This is a genomic window from Achromobacter sp. NPDC008082 (assembly GCF_042957345.1).
Classification (GTDB): Bacteria; Pseudomonadota; Gammaproteobacteria; order Burkholderiales; family Burkholderiaceae_B; genus Achromobacter; species Achromobacter kerstersii_A.
On sequence record NZ_JBIBIB010000007.1, the window covers coordinates 498341 to 519785 of the forward strand.

Consider the following 21445-nt stretch of genomic DNA (forward strand, 5'->3'; position numbering starts at 1 on the left):
TTTTACTTGCCGCTCACCCGCCGCTTACCGTCACGGTGCGCCTCGCGCCTGAACAAGCCCAAGCCCCAGCCCCAGCCCAAGTCCACGTCCTAGTTCTCCAGTCCGCCATCCCATGCGAATCAACCTACGCGGGCTTGTGCTTGCGCTTACCGTATTCAGCGCCATCGCGGCGACCGCGAATGCCTTATACGCCAGCTACCTGGTGCAGCGCGACCAGCTCATCACCAACACGCTGGAGGCCAACCGTGTCTATGCAGCGAAATTGGCGGAAAGCACCACTAATTTCCTGAAAGCAGCACAGCAGCAGCTTGCCTATAGCGCGCGCCACTTGGCCAGCCAGGTCGACGAGCCTGAGGTGCTGGCATCGGAAGTGATGCGCTTGCAGGAACAGGCCGACAACTTCAATTCCGTGGGCGTCGTCAGCGCAGACGGCATCATTCTGGCCACGACCCAGAGCTTCCGCAATTTTCTAGGTACGCGGATAGACAGCGCCGGCAGCCGGGCAGCATTGAAGGCACGCCAGCCGCTGATCAGCAAGCCCTATGTGTCGATCGCCGGCAACATGATCATCAACCTGTCGCACCCGATCTTCTCGAACGACGGCCGGTATCTGGGGTATATCGCCGGCACCATATACCTGCGCAACGACAGCGCGTTGCAGGAATTGCTGGGCAAGCACCACTATCAAGACGGCTCCTACCTGTTCGTGGTGGATAGCGACGGCCAGTTGATCTATCACATGGAGTCCGCCCGCATTGGTGAAAACGTGATGCGCAACCCGGTCGTGGCGTCCGTCACGCAAGGGCACGCCGGCGCGCAACGGGTGGTCAACACGAAGGGAGTGGACATGCTGGCGGGCTACGCGGCGGAGCCGTTGAGCGGCTGGGGCATCATCGCGCAACGTCCGGCGGAAAAAACGCTGGAGCCGATTCATGAGCTGATCTGGGCGCTGATCGGCTACGCAGCACCCCTGGCGCTGGCGTTTCTGTTGGCCATCTGGTGGTGTGCGCGGATGATCTCGCTGCCCTTGTCGCAACTGGCCACCAATGTGGAACACCAGGATGTGGCCGTGGCGATGCAGCGCGTGCAGTCGGTAAAGGCCTGGTACTTCGAGGCGGAACGGTTAAAGCGCGCCGTAATCTGGAGCTTCACGAGCTTGCAGGAAAAGATCGGCAAGCTGAACCTGGCCAGCATCACTGACCCGCTGACGGGCTTGCGCAACCGCCGCGGAACGCAAGACGCCGTCGAGCAACTGCAAGCGTCCGACACGCCCTTTGCGGTGGTAGCGCTGGACATTGATCACTTCAAGCGCGTGAACGACACCTATGGGCACACCACGGGCGACGAGGTAATACGCGGCATGGCGCAACTGATGCGCGACTGCTCCCGGCCGTCCGACATCCTTAGCCGCAACGGCGGCGAAGAGTTCCTGATTCTGCTGCCGGGCGTGGGAACCAAAGAGGCCGCCAACGTTGCCGAGCGGCTGCGCAAACATATGGCCGGGCGACAACTGCATGGCGTCGACGGTATTACGGTGTCTGCGGGCGTAGCGCAATGGCCGTCTGCCGGACCAGACGTAAGCCAGGTGTTCCAGGCGGCCGATGCAGCCCTGTATGCGGCCAAGGAGCAAGGGCGTAACCGGGTGGTCGTGCACGCGGTGTAGTCGCTCTGAGGTTGTGGCCGCACCCAAGTCCTATTAACCCGGCGTGGCGCCGCAAGTAGCGCCCCTAGCACCAACTATCGTAGTCGTCTGATTCTCTTTGCGACGCCGCTTGCCCATAATGCGCCATGTTTGTTGCGATGTTAACTAGTGCTAGACGGGCGCTACGCATCAGCGGCTAATCTCCCGCCTCCTAGCCCCCTCCCCACCTCTATCCACCGTCCTCCGCGACCCGCCTGTTGGCCGGCCGCAGGGGGTTCTTTTGTCCCACGCTTCACAACAACACCACATGGGGTTCTTATGACAGCAGCAAGGAAAAAAGCGGGAGCTCTGCTCACCGCGCTGGCCGCCATCTCTGTATCGGGCATGGCGCAAGCGTCCACCACCAGTGTCACGCTGTACGGCGTCGTTGATCTGGGCCTGGCGTTTGAGCGCAAACACGACAACGCCAACCCGTCGTCGGAATCCCGCGTTGATATGCGGGACGGCACGCAGTCCGGCTCGCGCTGGGGCCTGCGTGGGGTCGAAGACCTGGGCAGCGGATACAGCGTGGTGTTCCGGCTGGAAAGCGGATTCCACGCGTCGAACGGCACGCAGGGCCAAGGCCGGCTCTTCGGGCGTTGGGCGTACATGGGTTTGGCCGGCCCCTTTGGCGAACTGCGCGCGGGCCGCCAGCAAGTGCTAAGCGATAGCTGGGGCGGCATTGCGTCGCCCTTTGGCACGTCGTGGGGCGGCGCGTCGGCGTCCGTCACGTCGGGCTACAACGACGGCGACTTCGGATCAGCCGGCCGCGTCAACAACGCTCTGATCTACCGCACGCCGGTATGGAATGGCTGGCAGGCCGGGCTGGGGTACAGCTTTGAATCCCACGACAACACCCAGTTTAAAACCGCCGACCACGACCGCGTCTGGACCGCAGGCCTGCGCTACCGCAATGGGCCGTTCTCCACCGCGCTCACGTACGAACGCCTGAACCCGAACGCCAGCATCCCCGACAAGAAGCGCGCGTCCAACTTGCAGTTGGCCGGCTCGTATGACTTTGAATGGATGCAGCTGCATGCGGGGTACGGCAACCTGCGTAACCCGAACGTCGGGCCATCTGCCGGATACCAGCGCGTGAATTCGTTCGTGGGTGGCGCCAGCTTCCCGCTAAGCGCCAACAGCAAGGTGCTGGGCACGTACCAGCGCGCCACCAGCTCCCATATCAAGGGTTGGGGGCTGGGGTATCAATACGATTTGTCCAAGCGAACCAACCTCTATGCGCTGCTCGACCGCGTAGACCACCGCAATTCGCACCTGCTGCAATCCGTGGTGGGCATGCGCCACCACTTCTAAATTGCAAACCTACCGGCCGTAACGCCAGACGCCCCAAGGGCAGCTTGCCTTTGGGGCGTCCGGCGCGGTGCGTTACACCAGCATCGGCCAATACGTTGGCGCCAGGCGCAGCCACATCTCGGTGCTCATGGCGTCCGGCTTGCGTTTGGGCAACGCCCTGCGTCGCTTCAGCGTTTCGCCACGGCAAGCGAACACGATGCTGTGCGCGCACGACGTATCGCTGACTTCAATGACCGAACCCGAAAAGCTCTTTTTGATCCGGCCAAGATACGTTCCAAAGTGGGCATTCGACGCATGGAAATTGCACACCATCATGCCTTCCGGCGCCAAAGCATCGCGGCAGGCGTCATAGAACGTGTCGGTGGTCAGTTGCCGTGGCAGGCCGTTGATGTCGTAGCCGTCAACCAGAATGGCGTCGTACTCGCTTTGATACTGGTGAACCAGCTCGGCGCCATCGCCTTGCAACACGGCAAAGCGGTGATCATCCCTGGGCACCATGAACGAATCGCGCAATGCGATGACGTGCGGGTTGATTTCGAACACATCGATACGCGCGCTTGGCAGGTGGTGATAGCAGAACTTGGCAAGCGACCCGCCGCCCAAGCCCACCATCGCAATGCGCCGGGGTTCGGGGTTGAACAGCAGAAACGCCATCATGATCCGCGTGTACTCCAGATTGAGCGCCGACGGATCTTTCGTCCACATACGGCTCTGAATTTCGGAATGAGAAAACATCAATGACCGCGACGTGGTCGTGGCATAGATGAAAGGCCTAACCTGCTGTTGACTTGACGTGTTTTCAGGCATTCCAAAGACTCACTGACAGGAACTGGGATGCGTGCGGACGTTGCCCGCGCCTGGGCCTGCTCCATCACGCGCGCAGGCGAAGTCACGCCAGCGCAATGTGGGCGCCGGCGCAAGACTCGGTACGGGAAGGGAAAGTGCGGCTGACAAGCTGAAACGACGCGCACAAGGCGCGCCGTTTGGGGCAATTTAATCAGCGTGGATCAGGCCGCGAACGCGGACAGCGTTGAGAACTACTTGGAGGACCGTGACGTGTCAGTGTCGTCGGAGGAGTCGGAATCTGAAGCGACGGCGTCGATTTCGGAATCCGTGTTCGCGTCGGGGGCCTTCCAGTTAAGGGGCGGAATCTCGAAGCGCCACTTCTTACCAATAAGTTGATGCGACATGAGCGTTCTCCTATGCGAGGCGCATGGCCTCCCCCGCTAAAGCGCAGCACCGCCGGGTTCGGACGCGCCTGGAATGCCCTGTGAAGCTGCGGGGGGAGCATTCCGAAATGGCAGCGCCGTAATGAAAACGCCACGTACGTTTATGTTGTTGTTGGTACGCGGCGATTGATCTGGTCTTGTGGGTTTCCTGCCGGGTTTGGCGCGGGTTTTGGTGCGGGTTTTGGTGCGGGTTTGATGCCACCCAACCCTTGGAAAGTTGTTTTTTAATTTTCACCAGCAATTAAAAGATCTTAGCATATTTTTGACTGAAAAAGCAAGCAGAAAGCGGGTTTCGGCATGAATGGCGCGTCACGTCTCCCCTACTTCAACAATACCCATTGACCGCGGAGAACGATCGTTCTACTATTTGCCTTCACCAGAAGAACGATCATTCTCCCGTCATGAACACCGCCACGCCAGACACCTCTACCGACATTCAAACGCGGCTCTTGCGCGCAACCGAAACGCTGATCTACCAAGGCGGCATTCATGCCACGGGCATGGATGCCATCGTGAAAGCCTCGGGCGTGGCGCGCAAGAGCGTGTACAAGCACTACCCAACCAAAGACGCGCTGGTGGCGGCGGCCTTGCAAGCGCGCGATGAGCGCTGGATGCAGTGGTTCATCGCCGCCACGACCCAAGCGGCAACGCCGCGCGCCCGCTTGCTGTCCGTCTTTGACGCCCTGCAAGAATGGTTTGCGTCTGACGGCTTTCATGGCTGCGCCTTCATCAACGCCGCAGGCGAAATTGGCGACGCCGAGCACCCCATCCGCAAGGTTTCCCGCCTGCACAAAGAACGCTTGCTGAGCCACGTGCTGTCCTTGGTGCAGGCCGCTGGCTTACCCGAACCCGAAGAAACCGCGCGCCAATGGCTGGTGCTGATCGACGGCGCCATCGCCGTGGCGCTGGTCACGGGCGACTTGTCCATTACCCATAACGCGCAGCGTGCAGCCGAAGCATTGCTGCCGCGCGCCCATTGATGTTTTCCCCTTGGAGCCTTAGCCATGACATCCCAAACCGAAGTCCGTCCGCCGTTGCCGCCCTTCACACACCAAAGCGCCGTGCAGAAAGTTCGCCTGGCCGAAGACGGCTGGAACAGCCGTGACCCAGACAAAGTCGCGCTGGCCTACAGCCTGGACACGCAATGGCGTAACCGCGCCGAGTTCGCCAAGAACCGCGACGAAGCCCGCGACTTCCTGGCGCGCAAATGGGCCAAGGAGCTGGACTACCGGCTGATCAAGGAACTCTGGGCGTACACGGGCAACCGCATTGCCGTGCGCTATGCCTATGAATGGCATGACGATTCCGGCAACTGGTTCCGGTCCTACGGCAACGAAAACTGGGAATTCGGCGAAGACGGCCTGATGGTCCATCGCTACGCCTGCATCAATGACATGCCCATCAAGGAAGCCGACCGCAAGTTCCACTGGCCGTTGGGCCGCCGCCCGGATGACCACCCGGGCTTGTCGGAGCTGGGGCTGTAACGACGCTGCGTCCTATTCGTACGCGCTGAGCAATTTCCCAAGCAAACGGCTTAATTGCTCTTGCTCCGCGGCGCTCAAGGGCGACAGCACCTCTGCCTGGTTGCGCAGGTGCGCAACCACGGCTTCGTCGATCAGCTTCAAGCCGGGTTTGGTCAGCATGACCAGCGTGGCGCGCCCGTCATCAGGGTTCGGCGTGCGCACGACCAGCCCGGCTTTCTCCAGGCGATCAATCCGATTGGTCATGCTGCCCGATGAAATCATCGCGTCTTCGTACAACGCGGTGGGCGTCAGCGCATAGGGTTTGCCGCTACGGCGCAAGGTCGCCAGCACATCGAATTCGCCCGGCTGCAACCCAAATTCCGCGAATAGCGGGTTGATGCGGTCACGCGTGATCACCAGCGCGCATTCGCCCAGGCGCCCCAGCACGCGCATGGTCGACACATCCAATTCCGGTCGTTCGCGGTTCCATTGTTCGACGGCTCGGCTTGCTCTATCCACGGTGATTCTCCATTTATCTTGACGTCAAGATAGAATCCAAATATCTTGACGCCGAGATAGTTTACCGGAGCGCGCCGCATCAAGCGGCGCGTCCGGCTGTGGAGCAACCGTGTCTTTTCCTCGTCTGAACGCCTGGCGCATCGCCGCCATCATCCTTGTGGGGCTGAACCTGCGCCCCGTCCTGGCTTCCATTCCCCCCTTGCTGGACCAGCTGCAAGCCGCCACCCGCATGTCCGACACCGCGGCGGGTTTACTGACCGCGTTGCCGGTGTTCGTCATGGGTTTAGGCGCGCTAAGCGTCGCGCCGCTGCGCCGGCTGCTGGGTGAACAACACGGCGTGATCGCGGGCTTGGCGCTGATCACCGCCGCAACGGCGGGCCGTCTTTGGGCCGGCCAGACCCTGCTGATGCTAGCTAGCGGCGTTGTCGCCGGGCTAGGCATAGCCGTTACGCAAGCGCTGCTGCCGATCTACATCAAGACCCGGTTTCACGCGAGCAGCAGCGCCATCATGGGGATTTATTCCACCGCCATCATGGGCGGCGCGGCAGTCGCCAGCGTGGCGTCGCCCGTCATGGCAGCGCGCGCGGGCGGGCTGCAAGCGCTGGCCGTGTGGGCGATACCGGCGGCTGTGGCGCTGGCGGCCTGGCTGCTGGTCAACCGCCGCGCGCTGCCTCCCGCCGCCGCCATGCACGCAAACGCCAGCCAATTTCAAACGTCGCGCGCTCGATGCTGGCTGCTTGCGGTGTTCTTTGGACTCGGCACCGGCGCCTATACGCTGGTGCTGGCCTGGCTGCCGCCCTACTACACCGGGCTGGGCTGGACGCCTGTCGCGTCGGGGCAATTGTTGGGCGCGGTGACGGCGGCGGAAATCGTAGCGGGACTGCTGGTGTCGCTGGGGATCGGCCGCCTGCCGGATCGCCGGCCGGCGCTGTTTCTGGCGATAGCGGCACTGCTTGTTGGGCTGCTTGGCTGGATCGTATCGCCCGCCACGCTGGCCTGGCCCGCCGCCGTGCTCGCCGGCCTGGGCATCGGCGCGCTGTTTCCGTTGTCGCTGATCGTAGCGATGGACCACGCCGCCACCCCGCTTGAAGCGGGCCGGCTGGCGTCGTTTGTGCAAGGCGTGGGGTACTTGATCGCCGCCCTATTTCCGTTTGCCGCCGGCCTCATCCGGCAGCATCTGGCGGACCTTACGCTGGCGTGGATATTGATGACGCTGATCTGCCTGGTGCTGTTCGCAATAGCCATTCGCTTTCGTCCACAAGCGCGCTTGAAGGCCGCGAAAACCTAGGGATTTCCCGCGATTTGCCCAAAAAAAATTCGCCTCGCCGCAATTCTCCGCTTGCCTGAAAGGTGAACGGAAGTTTGGATTTTTAGACTCCCGCATTCATTGCAATGTCAGCTTTTTTTCAGACGTCAGTCAGACAAAAGCACAACAAGGGAGGACTAGACCAATGCAATCGAAACGCAGCGCCGTCCGGCGCGAGGCGTGGGCAGCGGGCACGATGATCGTGCTGGGCCTGGGCGCCATCGCGCAGGCATCCACATACACACTAGGCAGTTTGGCGCGCATGGGGCCGGGCATGTTCCCGGCCATCCTGGGCGTGCTGCTGGTCTTTTTGGGCTTGATCATCGCCAAGATGGCGGCCTCGCCCGTTGCGGCCGAAGAAGACGCCGAAGAGATCCCGCCGCCCGAATGGCGCGGCTGGGGCTGCATCATCGGCGGCCTGCTCGCCTTCATTCTGGTCGGCAAGTTCGGCGGCCTGGTGCCCGCCACATTCGTGCTGGTGTTCATCTCGGCCATGGGCGACCGCCAGCACACCTGGCGCAGCGCAGCCGCGTTGGCCGTGGGCGTGACGATCCTGGGCGTGGCCGTGTTTTCGTGGGCGCTGCAATTGCAGTTTCCGCTCTTCCGCTGGGGCTGATCCATGGAAATCTTCAACAACCTGATGCATGGGTTCTCTGTCGCGTTCGCGCTGGACAACCTGATGTGGGCCATATTCGGCGTGTTCATGGGCAACCTGATCGGCGTGCTGCCGGGCATGGGCGTGCTGGCCGCCATTTCCATTCTGCTGCCGCTCACCTACACGATGACGCCGACGGCGGCGCTGGTGATGCTGTCCGGCATCTACTACGGCTCGCAGTATGGCGGCGGCATTACGTCGATCATGCTCAACCTGCCCGGCACCGCCTCGCACGCCGTGGCCTGCCTGGACGGCAACCCGCTGGCGCGTAACGGCAAGGCCGGTTCCGCGCTGTTCATGCTGATGTTCTCGTCGTTCTGCGGCGCATCGGTGGGCATCCTGGCGATGATTCTGTTCTCGCCCATGCTGGTGGACGTGGCCTTCAAGTTCGGCCCGGCCGAGTATTTCTCCATGATGATGCTGGGCCTGCTGGCTGGCGCCACCTTGGCGAAGGGTTCGGCGATCAAGGGCGTGGCGATGGTGGTCGTCGGCCTGCTGCTGGGGGTGGTCGGCACTGACGTCAACACCGGCACGATGCGCTTTCACTTCGGCATCCTGGAACTGTCCGACGGCCTGCAGATCGTGGCGCTGGCCATGGGGCTCTTTGGCGTGGCCGACTTCCTGAAGAACATCAACCGCATTGGCGGCGACACGAAGGTCACCACCGCCAAGATCAGCATGAAGTCGATGCGGCCCGAAGCCGGCGACATCAAGCAATCGCGCGGTGCGCTAGTGCGCGGCACGGCCATTGGTTCGGCGTTCGGCATTCTGCCCGGCACCGGCCCGACGATTGCGTCGTTCATTTCGTACGCGGTGGAAAAGAAGGTGGCGCGTGAGCCGCGCCGCTTCGGCCGCGGCGCCATCGAAGGCATCGCCGGCCCGGAAGCGGCCACCAGCGCGTCGACGCAGACGAGCTTCATCCCCACGATGAGCCTGGGCATTCCTGGCGATCCGGTGATGGCGCTGATGCTGGGCGCACTGATCATCCACGGTATCCAGCCGGGTCCGCAGATGATGATCGAACACGCCGACATGTTCTGGGGGCTGATTGCCAGCTTCTGGGTGGGCAACGTGCTGCTCTTGCTGCTGAACCTGCCGCTGATCGGCATGTGGGTGCGCCTGCTGACAGTGCCGTTCCGCTATCTGTTCCCCGCCGCGCTGTTCTTTGTCTGCGTGGGGGTGTACAGCACGAACAACAACCTGTTCGATGTGGCGATGGTGACGGTGTTTGGCGCGGCCGGCTATGCGTTGATCCGCATGCGGTTTGAACCGGCGCCATTGCTGTTGGGCTTTGTGCTCGGGCCCATGGTGGAAGAAAACTTCCGCCGGGCGCTGCTGTTGTCGCGCGGCGAACTGTCGATCTTCGTGACGCGTCCGATCAGCCTGGGCTTCATCCTGGCTTGCGTGGCGTTGATTGCGTTGCTGGTGATGTCTGCGGTGCGTCAGCGCAACAAGACGCGCCAAGCATTGCGCGAAGCGGAATCGGCGGCGTAAGGCCTTGCACTACGCGTCGGGTGCCGCCAAGGGCCCGGCGCTGTGGCCATCGATATGGCCTAGCGGCCGGCCCGGATCGAGCCGGTCGCGCACCCGCTGCTTGAGCACCTTGGCTTCAGGGAAGCCGCCGTCGCTCTTGCGGTCCCAGATCAGATCGCCGTTATACGTAATCTGAAACACGCCGCCCGTACCGGGTTGCAACACCACTTCGCCCAAGTCGTTCGCAAACGTGGACAGCAGCTCTTGCGCCATCCAGCCGGCGCGCAGCAGCCACTGGCACTGCGTGCAGTAAAGAATGACGATGCGGGGACGAAAGGCGGGCGTGTTCATGGGGAAATATTCTACTGCGCGCATTGCCGCAGACACTACTGTCCAAACTGCGCCCCGCACTGCAAGGCAAGCGAACGCATATCGCGGCATAGCCCTGCATGCCCGCTGCACGGCGCCGGTCGCGCGCGGCGGTGGACGGCCCGCGCATTCATGGATAATGTCGGGTTTTCCCGGGCCTTGCGCCCCGAGCCTGCAATGAAGTCTGCTGCAACCTCCCGAAGCCAGCGCTGGCTGATCGGTCTCTTGATGGGGCTGGTCACGCTGACGCCGATGGGCATCGACATCTACCTCCCCTCGCTACCCGCCATGGCCGACGGCTTTGGCCAGCCGGTCAGTGCGCTGCAAGCAAGCATCACGCTGTTCATCTTCGCGGTGGGCCTGGGCCAGATGCTGATTGGCCCGTTGGCGGACCGCTACGGCCGGCGTCCCGTTGCGCTGGGCGGCGCGCTGGCGTACCTGGCGGGGTCTGCGCTGGGCGCCGCGGCATCTTCGCTTGAGGTCTTCTACGTGGCGCGCATCATCCAGGGCCTGGGCGCATGCTCCGCATCCTTGGTGGCGTTTGCCGCGGTGCGAGATCGCTTCAGCCCAGCGGTGGGCGCGCGCGTCTATAGCTATTTGAATGGCGCGCTGTGCTCCGTGCCGGCGCTGGCGCCCATGCTGGGCGGCGCGCTGGCGGTTCACGCCGGCTGGCGCAGCACGTTTGTGTTCATGGTGCTGTTCGCACTGGCCTTGGCCGTGCTGCTTGCCCGCCGCTTCGAGGAAACCCGCGCCGCGCACACGCAACCGCGCGGCGCCCTCTACAGCCTGCGCCGCTATACGCCTATCGTGGCCAGCGGCCGCTTCCTGTATTTCGCGATGTTCGGCATGGCAGGCATGGCGATGATTCTGGTGTTCGTCTCCGCCGCACCGGTGGTGCTGGTGCAGCAACTGGGCTATTCCGAGCTGGGCTTTTCCGCCTGGTTCGGCGGCAACGCCGCCATCAATATCGCGGCCTTCTTTTTGGCGCCCACCTTCATTGTGCGATTTGGCCGCCACACGATGGTGCGGGTCGGCATGGCGGCGCTGCTGCTGGCTTCGGCCATGCACGCCGCCGCGTGGATGTGGGCGCCGCTATCGGCCTGGATCTTCATGCTGCCCGTGGCCGTGCTGACCGTGGGCTTTTCATTGGCATTGGGTTCGGGCTTGAGCCTGGCGCTGGAGCCGTTCGCCGAACGCGCCGGCACGGCCGCGGCGGTGTACGGGCTATTCCAGATGAGCGGTTCCGCCGTGATTGCGACGGTGCTGCTGGATAGCTCCATGCCGCCCCAAGCGGCCATGGCGCTGATTGGCTTGGTGATAGTGGCGCCGCTGCTGTGCGTGTCGGCGCGGATGGCGCGCAAGTTGGCGGGTTGAACCATCAAGGCCAAGCCGCCTGCGCTAGTATCCAGAAAAAACCTTTCTGGAGACAACCATGGCCCTGGATTCCTCGACTCACGAACCCCTGCTGCAACGCACGTCTGAAGGCGGTGTCGTCACGCTGCGGCTGAACCGCCCATCGCAATTCAATGCCTTATCCGAAGGCTTGTTGGCGGCGTTGCAAGAAGAGATCGACGCCCTCTCGCGCGACGCCGACGTGCGCTGCGTGGTGCTGGAATCCGCGGGCAAGGCGTTCTGCGCGGGCCATGATTTGCGCGAAATGCGCAGCCAGCCTTCGCTGGATTACTACCGCGCGCTGTTTCGCCAGTGCGGCCGGGTGATGCAGGGCTTGCAAGCGCTGCCCGTGCCCGTCATCGCAAAGGTGCAAGGCATCGCCACCGCGGCGGGCTGCCAACTGGTGGCCAGCTGCGATCTGGCGGTGGCGGCCGACACGGCGAAATTTGCCGTATCCGGCATCAACGTGGGGCTGTTCTGCTCAACGCCGGCCGTGGCGCTCAGCCGCAATGTGTCGGCCAAGCGCGCGTTTGAAATGCTGGTGACCGCGCGCTTCATCGACGCGGCGCAGGCATTGGATTGGGGCTTGATCAACGATGCCGTGCCTGAATCCGAATTGGATGCCCGCGTGCGCGCTTTGACGGGCGACATCCTGGCCAAGAGCCCCACCGCCATCCGTTACGGCAAGCGCATGTTCTATCAACAGCGGCAGATGGCGCTGGCGGACGCGTATGACTATGCCGGGGATGTGATGGCGCGCAACATGATGGAGGCGGACGCCTGCGAAGGCATTGACGCCTTCCTGCAAAAGCGCGCGCCGCGCTGGCAGGCGTAAATCAGCACGCCCTTGGCGATGGCGGCCTTACAGCAGCCATTGCAGCGCCCAGCCGCCCGCCGCCGCCAGCAATACCACCCACACGGCAGACCAGCGGGCATAGACCAGCAAGGCGAAAAGCAACAGCGCCAGGCCGAAGTCGGCGGGATTCACGATGGCGCTGGTCCAGAGCGGGCTATACAGCGCCGCCAGCAAAATGCCCACGACGCTGGCGTTCACCCCGGCAACCATGTTGCGCACGCCGGGACGCCGGCGCAGGCTTTCCCAAAACGGCAAGGCGCCCGCCAGCAGCAATGCGCCGGGCAGAAAAATGACGGCCAGCAGCAACAGCCCCCCGCCCCATCCTGATAAGGGTCCAGAAGACATGGCCCCCAGAAAAGCGGCGAAGGCGAAGAGCGGCCCGGGCATGGCTTGCGCCGCGCCATAGCCCGCCAGGAAGTCGGCATTCGAGACCATGCCGCCGGACACCGACGCGGTCTCCAGCAGCGGCAACACCACATGGCCGCCCCCGAACACCAGCGCGCCCGCGCGGTAGAACCCGGCAATCTGTGCGGCAAGCGGCGCGTCCGATACCGCCGCCCAGACCGGCAGCCCGGCCAGCAACACGACGAATAGCCCCAGTGCGGTATAGCCTGCGCGGCGCGACACCCCTTGCGCGCGATTGGCCAGGATGGGCCGAGGCGGCACTTGCAGCAATGCGCCGCCCACGACGACGCCCAACACGATGGCGCCCAACTGTCCCCATGTGGTGGGCAGCGTGATCGCAATCAGCGCCGCGGCCACCGCCAGCCCGGCGCGTGGCCGGTCCGGGCACAGGCTGCGGCCCATGCCCCAGACGGCTTGGGCGACGATGGCCACCGCAGCCACCTTCAGCCCATGAATCACGGGCGACGCAGACAACCAGCCAAAGTGCGCCAGGCCCAGCGCAAAGCCGATCAGCGCCAACGCCGAAGGCAAGGTAAATGCCAGCCACGCCGCCGCCATGCCTGCCCAACCGGCACGCCGCAGACCGATCGCCATCCCGACCTGACTGCTGGCCGGACCCGGCAGAAACTGGCACAGCGCCACCAGATCCGAGAAGGCGTAGTCGTCCATCCAGTGGCGGCGGTCAACGAATTCGGTGCGGAAATAAGCCAGGTGCGCCACCGGCCCGCCAAACGACGTCAGGCCCAGGCGCAGAAAGATCAGAAAGACTTCCAGGCAAGACCCCCGGCCAGGCTCCGCACGTTCGTGGGTGGCCGGTTTGCTGGCGACGTGTTCGTCATGAGAGGGGGGGTGCGGCATGGGACAAGAGCTTCGTGGACAGTCGGGGCGCCGGATTGCAGATCCAGGTTCAAGCTTATAGCCGGGCCGAGCCCGGGTTTCAATCGGGCGCCATGGGGATGCACTGCACGAATTTTCACAATTGCCCCACAAACCTCGGCAGATTGCCCCGCAGGCCGCCGCTAGCATGCGCGATTGATTCCCGGCCACCCCGCGCATGCTCAAGTTCGCGATCCGCGTTTTTATAGTCGCCACCGTCGCCTTCGTCGCGGCGTCCCAGTTGGTGAACATCAGCTTCGGCTATTTCCTGGAATCCCTTAGCGCAGATTTGTCCTACAGCACCGTGCGGGGACAGATGTATGCCTTGCACAAAGACCTTGACCCTGTCGCGCCCGCCGCTCGCGCCGCCTTTATCCAGGACGCCCTCCAGCCGCACTACGGGCTGAAGCTGAGCTTGTTGAACCCGGACGCCGTCACCATGACGCCAGCGGAACAGCAACAGCTTGACCACACCGGCCTGATCATGCGCGACGACTACACCACCTATCTGACGCGCCTGCCTGGCGAACCCGAGCAGTGGCTGGATGTGCGCCTGCCCGGCGAGCCGGCCATGGAACGCTGGATCACCTGGTCTGCGTGGGCGGCGGTCAGCATGCTGCTGGCCGTGATTTTGCTGCTGGCGTGGGCAATGCCCATCTGGCGCGACCTGGACGCGCTACGCAACGCCACCTTGCGCATGGGCCAAGGCGACTTGGACGTGCGCGTGCGGCTGTCGCGCATTTCCGGCATCCGGCATGTAGGCGAAAGCTTCAACCTGATGGCCAAACGCATCTCGGCGCTGATCGACAGCCAGCGCAGCCTGACCAACGCGGTATCGCACGAATTGCGCACGCCGCTTGCGCGCCTGTCGTTCGAAGTCGACATGTTGGGCCACGACACCTGCCCGCCCCGCCGCGGCCAGATTCTGCAAGACATGCGCGCCGACATTGCAGAACTGGAAGCCATGGTGGCCGAGCTGCTCGTCTACGCGCGGCTGGAACGGCCCACGGACGAAACCGTCACGCTGCAAACCGTAGACGTCTGCGACTGGCTGGGCGAAGCGCTGGCGCTGGTGGCCCATCAGGCGGACGCCCGCGGCATCCGTTGCGACGTGCGCGCGGGCCATCCTGCCCACGTGACGCTGCACCCGCGCTATATGAGCCGCGCCTTGCTGAACCTGGTGCAAAACGCCGTGCGCTACGCCAGCGCGCGCGTGGAAATCGAACTGGCTGAAACGCCAGACGGCGGATACGAGCTGTGGGTAGACGACGATGGCTGCGGCATTCCCGAAGCCGACCGCGAACGCGTGTTCGAGCCCTTTGTGCGCTTGGACGAAAGCCGTGACCGCGGCACCGGCGGCGCGGGCCTGGGCCTGGCCATCGTCAAGCGGGTGGCGGCTAACCATGGCGGCACCATCGGCATTCTGGACAGCCCCTTGGGCGGCGCGCGCTTTGTGTTGCGCTGGCCTGCAACTGGCGCCGTCATGGCCCAGCATGGCCTATAACAAAACACCATTTATGGCACTTTTGCCCTGGTCCAATCTGCCGCATCCTACGGGCTCGTGATCCCCATTCGATAACAGCTCTTCACAAAGGTAGGCGTATGAGCCAGCGGTTGAATTACTTCCAGGTGTCGGCGGAACTGTCCAAGAAGTACATGGACTACAGCGCGGCAGTGAAAAAATCCCCCGTGGTGCAGGAGTTCGGCGATTTGGTCGATATCCGCGCGTCGCAGATCAACGGCTGCGGCTTTTGCCTGGACATGCATGTCAAGCAGGCAAAGATCCACGGCGAACGCGAACTGCGGCTGCACCACATTGCCATCTGGCGCGAATCGACGCTGTTCTCGCCCCGCGAACGCGCCGCGCTGGCCTGGACCGAAGCGCTGACCACCTTGTCGCCGCACGGCGTGTCAAACGAAGTCTATGAGCAGGTGCGCGAGCATCTATCCGAAGCCGAAATCTCGGACCTGAGCTTTCTGGTCATCGGCATCAACGGCTGGAACCGCTTGAACGTGGCGTTCCGTACCGTGCCAGGCTCAGCCGATGCCGCCTTCGGGCTGGACAAGGCCGGGCTGAATTAAGCCCTGCATCAGTAAGCCCTAAATCAGTAAGCCCTGCATCAGTAAGCCCTACATCAACGCCCGGATTTGCAGGCCCAGCTCATGGGCCTGCGCTTGCGAGGCAATGTTGGTGAAGCTCAGCAGCAGCCCCGACGGCGGGTTGGGCAACGACGACCACCGCGACAAGGGGTGCGCGTACATGCCCTGCTCCAGCATCCTGGCGGCCAACGAGCGGTCGCTAAGCTTGCCATCCATGCGCGCCACCAGATGCATGCCGCCGGGCTGCGGCTCAATATGCATGCTGTCGCCTAACGCCGCGCTCAACCCGGCCGCCGTGGCGTCGCGCCTTTCGCTGTACAAGCGGCGCATGCGCTGAATGTGCCGGCCGAAATGCCCTTCGGTGATGAAGGCCGACAGAATGGCCTGCGTGAAACCGGGCGCGCCACCCGACAGCAGGCGGCTGATCCGGTCGAATCGTGGGACTTGCGCATCCGGCACCACCAGATACGCCAGCCGCATGCCGGGAAACAGCACCTTGCTGAACGACCCGGCATACAGCACCCGCCCCTGTGTATCCAGACTCTTTAACGCCGGCAATGGCCGGCTGACATACCGGTATTCGCCGTCGTAATCGTCTTCCACGATCCACGCCTGCTGCCGTTCGGCCCACTCCAGCAACGCCTGCCGCCGGGGCAGCGACAAGGACATGGACAGCGGGCTTTGATGCGCTGGCGTAACGACCGCCGCCCGCGCCTGCCCGGCGCGCGCGATGCCTTCGCTGACGATCAGCCCGTCTGCGTCCACCGGCACCGGCACCGCCTGCAAGCGCGCCTGCACCAGCAATGCGCGCGTGGGCGGATAGCCGGGGTCTTCCACCCACACGCGGTCGCCCGGTTCCAAAAGCGCCTGCGTGATCAGCTGCATGGAATAGTTGTAGCCCGACGTGATGAACACCTGCGCGGGCTGGCAGTGTATGCCGCGCGCCACCTGCAAGTACGCCGCCAGCGCCGTGCGCAAGCTGGCCAGGCCGCTGGCGGGCGGGTAGGACAAGTCCGGCGCTTGCAGGCCGCGCAGCTGGCGCGCGCCCAAACGAGCCCACAGCTTGCGCGGAAACGCATCAAGCGCGGGCAAGCCCATTTGAAAAGGCAGGATGCGGGCGGGCCGCTGCCAGCCGTGGTCATCGTCGGCCGCGTCAACCAGCGGCGCCGTCGCCGGCGCGGGCGGCTGGGGCTGCAAGTCGGGCGTGACAATCGTGCCGGCTTGCCCGCGCGTCTGGATATACCCTTCGGCCCCCAACAACGAATACGCGACTTCGATGGTGCCGCGCGCCACGCCCATTTCTTTGGCCAAGGCGCGCGCCGACGGAATGCGGTCACCCGGCTTTAATGTGCCTCCCGCGATGGCGCTGCGAAAGCGCTCATAGACCTGCCGGTACAAGGGCTCGGCGCTGTTGGGCGCCAACGGCGGCAGGCTGTCGGGCGTGTGGGCGATCATGGCATAGTCCAAAGTTCAATTTATGGCCCTTCAAATTATGGCATGGCGTTTCTACGATAAGGCCTGATGCATCCACGCCCATTCGTACCGCCTTTCCCTCACGCCATCCATGACCGACACCGATCTCAAACACCTCGACACCGACGACGACATCCAAGCCTGCCTGCCCCTGATGCGCGAGTTGCGCCCGCATTTGGCGGATGCCAGCGACTTTGCTGCGCGCATCGGCCGCATGCGTGCCGACCACTACCGGCTGCTGGCCGGCATCGACGCCGGCCAAGCCGTCGCGCTTGCCGGCTATCGCTTCCAGGAAAATCTGATCTACGGACGCTTTCTGTACGTGGATGACCTGGTGGTGGACAGCACGCGCCGTGGCGGCCGCTGGGGCGCCCGCCTGCTGCACGCGCTGGACGGCATTGCGCGCGAGGCCGGCTGCGCCAAGCTGGTATTGGACACAGGCTTGTCCAACGCGCTGGCCCAACGCTTTTATTTCCGGCAAGGTCTGTTGACCAGCGCCATTCGTTTCAGCAAGAACCTGGATCTTCCCACCGCATGAGCATTCTTCACATCACTTGCAGCCCGCGTGGCCGCGACGCCGAAAGCCACCGCCTGTCGCAACGCATTATTCAACGCTTGATCGCGACAGCGGGCGATACGCCGCCTGCCGTGGTCGAAATTGACGCCACCACCCTGCCCCATGTCGATCAGGACTACGCCGCCGCCCTGAGCGCGCCGATGGACCCGGCCGAAGACGTCCTGGCGCGCGGCGCGCTACGCCAATCCGCACAGTTGATCCAGGCGCTGCTGGACGCAACGCATATCGTCATCGCCACGCCGATGCACAACTTCACGGTGCCGGCATCGCTGAAGGTGTGGATCGACCACGTGGTGCGCGTGCGCAGTACGTTTCGCATTACGGCCGAAGGGAAAATCGGCAACCTGCCCGACCGGCCCGTCTATGTGGCGATATCGTCAGGCGGGGAATTCTCCGGGGATGCCGCGCGTCAGCCCGATTTCCTGACGCCCTATCTGAAGCACGTGCTGGGTACGATCGGCTTGAAGACCGTGACGTTCTTTTCGGTGCAAGGCACGGCGCGCGGCGAGGCGGCGCTGCATACTGCGCGCGCCGCAGCGGATGCTGACATCGCCGCACACCCCGCGCTAGGCGCTTGGTAATTCCACATCCGTACGGGCTGACCGGGCCATTCGGACACGTCCAACTTCATGGCCGGCATTCATCATTCACCGTCCAGATTATTTAATCGGGTCGCATTGACACTGCGGAAATCAGCGCACTACGCTAGGCCGCGAAAGCGTGCGCCATCCGGCATGCGGCGGTTTTTCTGACCCATTAAATAGGCTGGAGACGCGTGATGATTTTGCACCGGTCATTATTTCTGGCGATCGTTTCGATTGCGATGTGGGGGTGTTTTTCTACACCGGCTCACGCGGCATGCAGCGACAAGAAAATCTTGTCGATGTCCGACGAAGGGAAATCCGTTAAAGCCATCGCCAAGTCCTGCAATATGCCCGTGGCCAAGGTGCGTGCGGTTGTTGAAAGCGATGACAACAACGATGACGTCGCCGCGGCCGCACCGGCCGCGACGCCCTTGCCGCGCAAGTTGCCCTCGGGCGCGGGCGTGGCCAGCTGCGACTGCAAGGGCACCATTCCGTATGGAGAAAAAGCCCCCGAACTGCGCTGCCAGAGCGGCGTGTCGATTGCCATGCCCTGCGCGGGTTATTGCCCGCCGCGGGGCATCGCGCCGTGGCGGCAGGTGTGCAGTTGACGGCTAAGCGCTATTTGCCGCCTTCGCCCATGAACCACCGGTAGTAGGCGTTGTCGCCATCGTTGCGGGCCAGACGGTTGATTTCCCGGCCCCAGGTTTCGCGGTCACCGGCATAGGCGGCCAACGCCGCCCGGTAGAAGGTGTCCAGGCGCGCGCGTTCCAGCTCGATGTCGGACAGCAGCGCGGGCGTGGCGCCCCGCAGCGGAGGCTCGTTGCGCTCGGCCAGCAGCGCCGGCAATACGCGGGCAATCTCGCGGGGCCGCACCCAGGTGGCGTATTCAATACCGGGGCGGTCATCCGTGACGGCGGGCGTGTCCCCCGCAAAGTGCGCCAGCCCGTCACGATCCGTGACCCACGTCGCCAGCAACGCCGACGCAGACGGGACGCCCACCGCCTTCAAGGCCGCCGCCGTGTTCGGCTGCGCATAGCGCGCCTGAATGCGCGCGGCGTCCAGCTCCAGCGGCTGCATCGAGCCTACCAGCAGCATTTCATGCAGCTCACTGGTCCATAGCGACGCGTGCGGAAACACCTGAATGAAGCTGGCGATCAGCGCCCGCGTGTCTTCCTCGTTCTGCGTGGGCAGCGGCAGCCATTGCGCCACGATGCCCTGCGGCGCCAGGCGGTTGGCGGCCAATTGGTAGAAGTCGCGCGAATACAGGTTGACCACGCCTGTCGCCGACGGCGGCGGCGGTTCCAGCGTAATCACGTCCCATTGTTCGGTGCTGGCTTGCAGCGCGCGGCGGCCGTCGCGCAAGCGCTTTTCCAGCCCGGGGTCGGACGCGGCCTGGAAGGTGCCTTGGAAATGCGGCGCGGCGCGCAGGACGGCGGGCAGCAGTTCGGCAACCGCCCGTTTGGCGAGCCCCGGGTATTGCGACAGCGCGCCCGCCGTGATGCCCGTGCCATAGCCCACGACCAACGCGGATTTCGGGTCGCCGTTGTGCACGATCAGCGGCAACAGCGCCTGCAAGCGCATGTAGCGCAGCGACGGCATCGCGTCACCCGAATTCGATACGCCCTGAATGTACAAGCGATGAAAGCGCGTGCCTTGGCCGGGCTGCTCCACTACCGCCACCGTGCCGCCATGGCTTTCTTCGTAGAACAACAGGCCCGCGCCGCTTGCGCCCGGCAACAGCCGCGCGAATTGGTCCACGGGCAACAGCACCGCCACGGCCAGCGCCGCCATCCCGACAAGACCCGTCGCGATACCGGAAGTGGCCGTGCCGGTCACCCGCCCGCGCCACGCCGCGATCACCCCAATCAACGCCGCCATGGCCGCCAGCACCCCCAACGTGCGCACAAGACCCAGGGCGGGCAGCAGTAAGAATCCCGTTAGCAGCGTCCCGGCAATTCCGCCCAGCGTATTGCAGGCCAGCACTGCGCCCACCTCGCGTCCTACATGGCGGTCGCCCACGGCAATGCGCAGCACGGCGGGAAAGGCCGCACCCAGCAACAACGTGGGCGCCAGCACAAAGCTTGCCGCCGCCACCGCAAAGCGCGCGCACATGCCGGCGATGGCGCTGCCCGTCAGCTGCACGACGGCCGCTTCCGCATGCGTCTGCGCTACGACCAGCCACTTGCCCACCACCGCCACTTCCAGCACAGCCAGCAGGCCCGCACCGGCAATCAGGCAGCCGAACACGCCCCAGGGGTTGCGCACCCGGTGCGCGACGCGCGCATACAGCGCGGCGCCTATCGCCAGGCCAGCCAGATACGTCGCCAGCACAATCGCAAACGCAAAGGCGCGCGTGCTCATGAACGGCACGATCATCTGCGACCAGATGACTTCATAGCCCAGCGCCACGCCACCCGCCGCGGCGTACAGCGCCACCGCCAAGCGCGCCTCGCCCGATAACGGGGCGGTGGCGTTAGGCGCGGGCGCGGCGGCGGCCAACGCGCCCGCCTTGCGGTCCAACGTCCAGGCGCCCAGCGCGGCCAACACATTCAACGACGCCGCCGCCAACGCAGCGCCTTGCACGCCAAAGCGCGGAATCAGCACAAACGCCGGCAGCAACGCGCCCACGATTGCGCCACAGGTGTTGGCGGCGTACAGGATGCCGCCGCGCCGGCTGGCCGCCGCATCCTGGCGATTCACGGCGCGCATCAGCACGGGCAAGGTGCCGCCCATCAGAAAAGAAGGAATGGCCAGCATCAGCCCGATCATCAGCCACGCGGCCAGGGGGCTGACGGCCTCCACCGCCACGAACAGCGCCGCGCTATGCGCCAGCGCCACGGTGACGGCCACGCAGGACACCGCCACACCCGCCTCCAGCCACGCGTAGAACCGCACGGGCCGATCCAGGCGGTCAGCCAGCCGGCCCAGGAACCAGCCGCCTAGCGCCAGCCCTAGAAAAAATGCGCTGACCGCCCCGGCGATGGCGCTGACCTCCACGCCCACCACTAGCGATAACTGCTTGATCCACAACACCTGGAACACGAGCGCCGCCGCGCCCGACATCAACAGCAGCGCCGCCGGGCGAGCCGTTGTCAATGTGCGTGCGCCGCTATCCGGCCGTTGCGTGTCCAACCCTTCCATTGCCGCCGTCCCCATCCGCATGCCGCTGTTCC

21 protein-coding genes are annotated in these 21445 nt (G+C 64.2%); 14 read left to right on the forward strand and 7 right to left on the reverse strand.

Annotated elements, in window-relative coordinates; genetic code table 11:
• Positions 1 to 112: 112 nt before the first annotated feature.
• Entirely contained in the window at positions 113 to 1663 is a 1551-nt protein-coding gene (locus ACFZAI_RS28370; RefSeq protein ID WP_391570191.1) for a diguanylate cyclase domain-containing protein, read from the forward strand.
• A 297-nt stretch (positions 1664 to 1960) separates the two neighbouring features.
• Positions 1961 to 2995: a porin gene (locus ACFZAI_RS28375; protein WP_391570192.1), complete on the forward strand. Its 1035-nt coding sequence runs from the start codon at positions 1961 to 1963 to the stop codon at positions 2993 to 2995.
• A 72-nt stretch (positions 2996 to 3067) separates the two neighbouring features.
• Here ACFZAI_RS28375 and ACFZAI_RS28380 read toward each other — a convergent pair whose 3' ends face one another.
• On the reverse strand, positions 3068 to 3700 hold the full coding sequence (locus tag ACFZAI_RS28380) for a fused MFS/spermidine synthase (protein ID WP_391570193.1): 633 nt from the start codon (positions 3698 to 3700) through the stop codon (positions 3068 to 3070).
• A 332-nt stretch (positions 3701 to 4032) separates the two neighbouring features.
• Positions 4033 to 4185: a hypothetical protein gene (locus tag ACFZAI_RS28385; protein ID WP_175168915.1), complete on the reverse strand. Its 153-nt coding sequence runs from the start codon at positions 4183 to 4185 to the stop codon at positions 4033 to 4035.
• A gap of 440 nt (positions 4186 to 4625) precedes the next feature.
• Here ACFZAI_RS28385 and ACFZAI_RS28390 point away from each other — a divergent pair, with 440 nt between their 5' ends.
• Both ACFZAI_RS28390 and ACFZAI_RS28395 read left to right on the forward strand, forming a co-directional pair.
• Positions 4626 to 5204, forward strand: a complete 579-nt coding sequence (locus ACFZAI_RS28390) for a TetR/AcrR family transcriptional regulator (RefSeq protein WP_391570194.1) — start codon at positions 4626 to 4628, stop codon at positions 5202 to 5204.
• A gap of 24 nt (positions 5205 to 5228) precedes the next feature.
• Positions 5229 to 5708, forward strand: a complete 480-nt coding sequence (locus ACFZAI_RS28395; protein WP_391570196.1) for a DUF1348 family protein — start codon at positions 5229 to 5231, stop codon at positions 5706 to 5708.
• A gap of 12 nt (positions 5709 to 5720) precedes the next feature.
• Here ACFZAI_RS28395 and ACFZAI_RS28400 read toward each other — a convergent pair whose 3' ends face one another.
• A complete protein-coding gene (locus ACFZAI_RS28400) occupies positions 5721 to 6206 on the reverse strand; it encodes a MarR family winged helix-turn-helix transcriptional regulator (RefSeq protein WP_054422449.1) in 486 nt (161 codons plus the stop codon).
• A gap of 109 nt (positions 6207 to 6315) precedes the next feature.
• On the opposite strand from ACFZAI_RS28400, the gene ACFZAI_RS28405 reads away from it, so the two are divergent.
• The 3 genes from ACFZAI_RS28405 to ACFZAI_RS28415 all read left to right on the forward strand — a co-directional run bounded on the left by ACFZAI_RS28405 (position 6316) and on the right by ACFZAI_RS28415 (position 9661).
• Positions 6316 to 7494 carry an MFS transporter gene (locus ACFZAI_RS28405; protein WP_391570198.1) on the forward strand — a complete coding sequence of 393 codons (1179 nt, stop codon included), beginning with the start codon at positions 6316 to 6318 and terminating at the stop codon, positions 7492 to 7494.
• Between the two features lie 163 nt (positions 7495 to 7657).
• The gene (locus ACFZAI_RS28410) at positions 7658 to 8128 is read left to right on the forward strand and encodes a tripartite tricarboxylate transporter TctB family protein (protein ID WP_391570199.1); all 471 of its coding nucleotides are present in this window, start codon (positions 7658 to 7660) and stop codon (positions 8126 to 8128) included.
• Between the two features lie 3 nt (positions 8129 to 8131).
• Positions 8132 to 9661, forward strand: a complete 1530-nt coding sequence (locus tag ACFZAI_RS28415) for a tripartite tricarboxylate transporter permease (protein ID WP_391570201.1) — start codon at positions 8132 to 8134, stop codon at positions 9659 to 9661.
• Between the two features lie 9 nt (positions 9662 to 9670).
• On the opposite strand, the gene ACFZAI_RS28420 is transcribed toward ACFZAI_RS28415, so the two are convergent.
• Positions 9671 to 9991, reverse strand: a complete 321-nt coding sequence (locus ACFZAI_RS28420) for a SelT/SelW/SelH family protein (protein WP_391570202.1) — start codon at positions 9989 to 9991, stop codon at positions 9671 to 9673.
• Positions 9992 to 10186: 195 nt separating this feature from the next.
• Here ACFZAI_RS28420 and ACFZAI_RS28425 point away from each other — a divergent pair, with 195 nt between their 5' ends.
• Both ACFZAI_RS28425 and ACFZAI_RS28430 read left to right on the forward strand, forming a co-directional pair.
• A complete protein-coding gene (locus ACFZAI_RS28425) occupies positions 10187 to 11383 on the forward strand; it encodes a multidrug effflux MFS transporter (RefSeq protein WP_391570203.1) in 1197 nt (398 codons plus the stop codon).
• Positions 11384 to 11441: 58 nt separating this feature from the next.
• The gene (locus ACFZAI_RS28430) at positions 11442 to 12236 is read left to right on the forward strand and encodes an enoyl-CoA hydratase (RefSeq protein WP_391570205.1); all 795 of its coding nucleotides are present in this window, start codon (positions 11442 to 11444) and stop codon (positions 12234 to 12236) included.
• 27 nt (positions 12237 to 12263) lie between these two features.
• Here ACFZAI_RS28430 and chrA read toward each other — a convergent pair whose 3' ends face one another.
• Positions 12264 to 13520 (reverse strand): chromate efflux transporter, encoded by a 1257-nt coding sequence (chrA, locus tag ACFZAI_RS28435; protein ID WP_391570206.1) that lies wholly within the window; start codon positions 13518 to 13520, stop codon positions 12264 to 12266.
• Between the two features lie 196 nt (positions 13521 to 13716).
• On the opposite strand from chrA, the gene ACFZAI_RS28440 reads away from it, so the two are divergent.
• Positions 13717 to 15042 (forward strand): ATP-binding protein, encoded by a 1326-nt coding sequence (locus ACFZAI_RS28440; RefSeq protein ID WP_391570208.1) that lies wholly within the window; start codon positions 13717 to 13719, stop codon positions 15040 to 15042.
• Between the two features lie 98 nt (positions 15043 to 15140).
• Positions 15141 to 15620: a carboxymuconolactone decarboxylase family protein gene (locus ACFZAI_RS28445; protein ID WP_391570209.1), complete on the forward strand. Its 480-nt coding sequence runs from the start codon at positions 15141 to 15143 to the stop codon at positions 15618 to 15620.
• 48 nt (positions 15621 to 15668) lie between these two features.
• Here the strand turns inward: ACFZAI_RS28445 and ACFZAI_RS28450 are convergent, their stop codons facing one another.
• Positions 15669 to 17093 (reverse strand): PLP-dependent aminotransferase family protein, encoded by a 1425-nt coding sequence (locus ACFZAI_RS28450; protein WP_391570210.1) that lies wholly within the window; start codon positions 17091 to 17093, stop codon positions 15669 to 15671.
• Positions 17094 to 17202: 109 nt separating this feature from the next.
• On the opposite strand from ACFZAI_RS28450, the gene ACFZAI_RS28455 reads away from it, so the two are divergent.
• The 3 genes from ACFZAI_RS28455 to ACFZAI_RS28465 all read left to right on the forward strand — a co-directional run bounded on the left by ACFZAI_RS28455 (position 17203) and on the right by ACFZAI_RS28465 (position 18880).
• Complete coding sequence (locus tag ACFZAI_RS28455) at positions 17203 to 17649, forward strand: GNAT family N-acetyltransferase (protein ID WP_391570211.1); 447 nt, start codon at positions 17203 to 17205, stop codon at positions 17647 to 17649.
• Complete coding sequence (locus ACFZAI_RS28460) at positions 17646 to 18269, forward strand: FMN-dependent NADH-azoreductase (RefSeq protein ID WP_391570213.1); 624 nt, start codon at positions 17646 to 17648, stop codon at positions 18267 to 18269. Before ACFZAI_RS28455 ends, ACFZAI_RS28460 begins: the two co-directional genes overlap by 4 nt.
• A 302-nt stretch (positions 18270 to 18571) precedes the next feature.
• Positions 18572 to 18880 carry a hypothetical protein gene (locus ACFZAI_RS28465; RefSeq protein ID WP_391570214.1) on the forward strand — a complete coding sequence of 103 codons (309 nt, stop codon included), beginning with the start codon at positions 18572 to 18574 and terminating at the stop codon, positions 18878 to 18880.
• 10 nt (positions 18881 to 18890) lie between these two features.
• On the opposite strand, the gene ACFZAI_RS28470 is transcribed toward ACFZAI_RS28465, so the two are convergent.
• Positions 18891 to 21434 carry a fused MFS/spermidine synthase gene (locus ACFZAI_RS28470; protein ID WP_391570216.1) on the reverse strand — a complete coding sequence of 848 codons (2544 nt, stop codon included), beginning with the start codon at positions 21432 to 21434 and terminating at the stop codon, positions 18891 to 18893.
• Positions 21435 to 21445: the final 11 nt, after the last annotated feature.

Excerpts from the sequence above, each read along its gene's own strand:
- ACFZAI_RS28470 (WP_391570216.1), bottom strand. The coding sequence starts at position 21,434 with ATGCGGATGGGGACGGCGGCAATGGAAGGGTTGGACACGCAACGGCCG.
- ACFZAI_RS28370 (WP_391570191.1), top strand. The coding sequence starts at position 113 with ATGCGAATCAACCTACGCGGGCTTGTGCTTGCGCTTACCGTATTCAGC.
- ACFZAI_RS28420 (WP_391570202.1), bottom strand. The coding sequence starts at position 9,991 with ATGAACACGCCCGCCTTTCGTCCCCGCATCGTCATTCTTTACTGCACG.
- ACFZAI_RS28375 (WP_391570192.1), top strand. The coding sequence starts at position 1,961 with ATGACAGCAGCAAGGAAAAAAGCGGGAGCTCTGCTCACCGCGCTGGCC.
- ACFZAI_RS28440 (WP_391570208.1), top strand. The coding sequence starts at position 13,717 with ATGCTCAAGTTCGCGATCCGCGTTTTTATAGTCGCCACCGTCGCCTTC.
- ACFZAI_RS28380 (WP_391570193.1), bottom strand. The coding sequence starts at position 3,700 with ATGTGGACGAAAGATCCGTCGGCGCTCAATCTGGAGTACACGCGGATC.
- ACFZAI_RS28415 (WP_391570201.1), top strand. The coding sequence starts at position 8,132 with ATGGAAATCTTCAACAACCTGATGCATGGGTTCTCTGTCGCGTTCGCG.
- ACFZAI_RS28425 (WP_391570203.1), top strand. The coding sequence starts at position 10,187 with ATGAAGTCTGCTGCAACCTCCCGAAGCCAGCGCTGGCTGATCGGTCTC.
- ACFZAI_RS28430 (WP_391570205.1), top strand. The coding sequence starts at position 11,442 with ATGGCCCTGGATTCCTCGACTCACGAACCCCTGCTGCAACGCACGTCT.
- ACFZAI_RS28395 (WP_391570196.1), top strand. The coding sequence starts at position 5,229 with ATGACATCCCAAACCGAAGTCCGTCCGCCGTTGCCGCCCTTCACACAC.
- ACFZAI_RS28455 (WP_391570211.1), top strand. The coding sequence starts at position 17,203 with ATGACCGACACCGATCTCAAACACCTCGACACCGACGACGACATCCAA.
- ACFZAI_RS28465 (WP_391570214.1), top strand. The coding sequence starts at position 18,572 with ATGTCCGACGAAGGGAAATCCGTTAAAGCCATCGCCAAGTCCTGCAAT.
- ACFZAI_RS28410 (WP_391570199.1), top strand. The coding sequence starts at position 7,658 with ATGCAATCGAAACGCAGCGCCGTCCGGCGCGAGGCGTGGGCAGCGGGC.
- ACFZAI_RS28445 (WP_391570209.1), top strand. The coding sequence starts at position 15,141 with ATGAGCCAGCGGTTGAATTACTTCCAGGTGTCGGCGGAACTGTCCAAG.
- chrA (WP_391570206.1), bottom strand. The coding sequence starts at position 13,520 with ATGCCGCACCCCCCCTCTCATGACGAACACGTCGCCAGCAAACCGGCC.
- ACFZAI_RS28385 (WP_175168915.1), bottom strand. The coding sequence starts at position 4,185 with ATGTCGCATCAACTTATTGGTAAGAAGTGGCGCTTCGAGATTCCGCCC.
- ACFZAI_RS28450 (WP_391570210.1), bottom strand. The coding sequence starts at position 17,093 with ATGATCGCCCACACGCCCGACAGCCTGCCGCCGTTGGCGCCCAACAGC.
- ACFZAI_RS28460 (WP_391570213.1), top strand. The coding sequence starts at position 17,646 with ATGAGCATTCTTCACATCACTTGCAGCCCGCGTGGCCGCGACGCCGAA.
- ACFZAI_RS28390 (WP_391570194.1), top strand. The coding sequence starts at position 4,626 with ATGAACACCGCCACGCCAGACACCTCTACCGACATTCAAACGCGGCTC.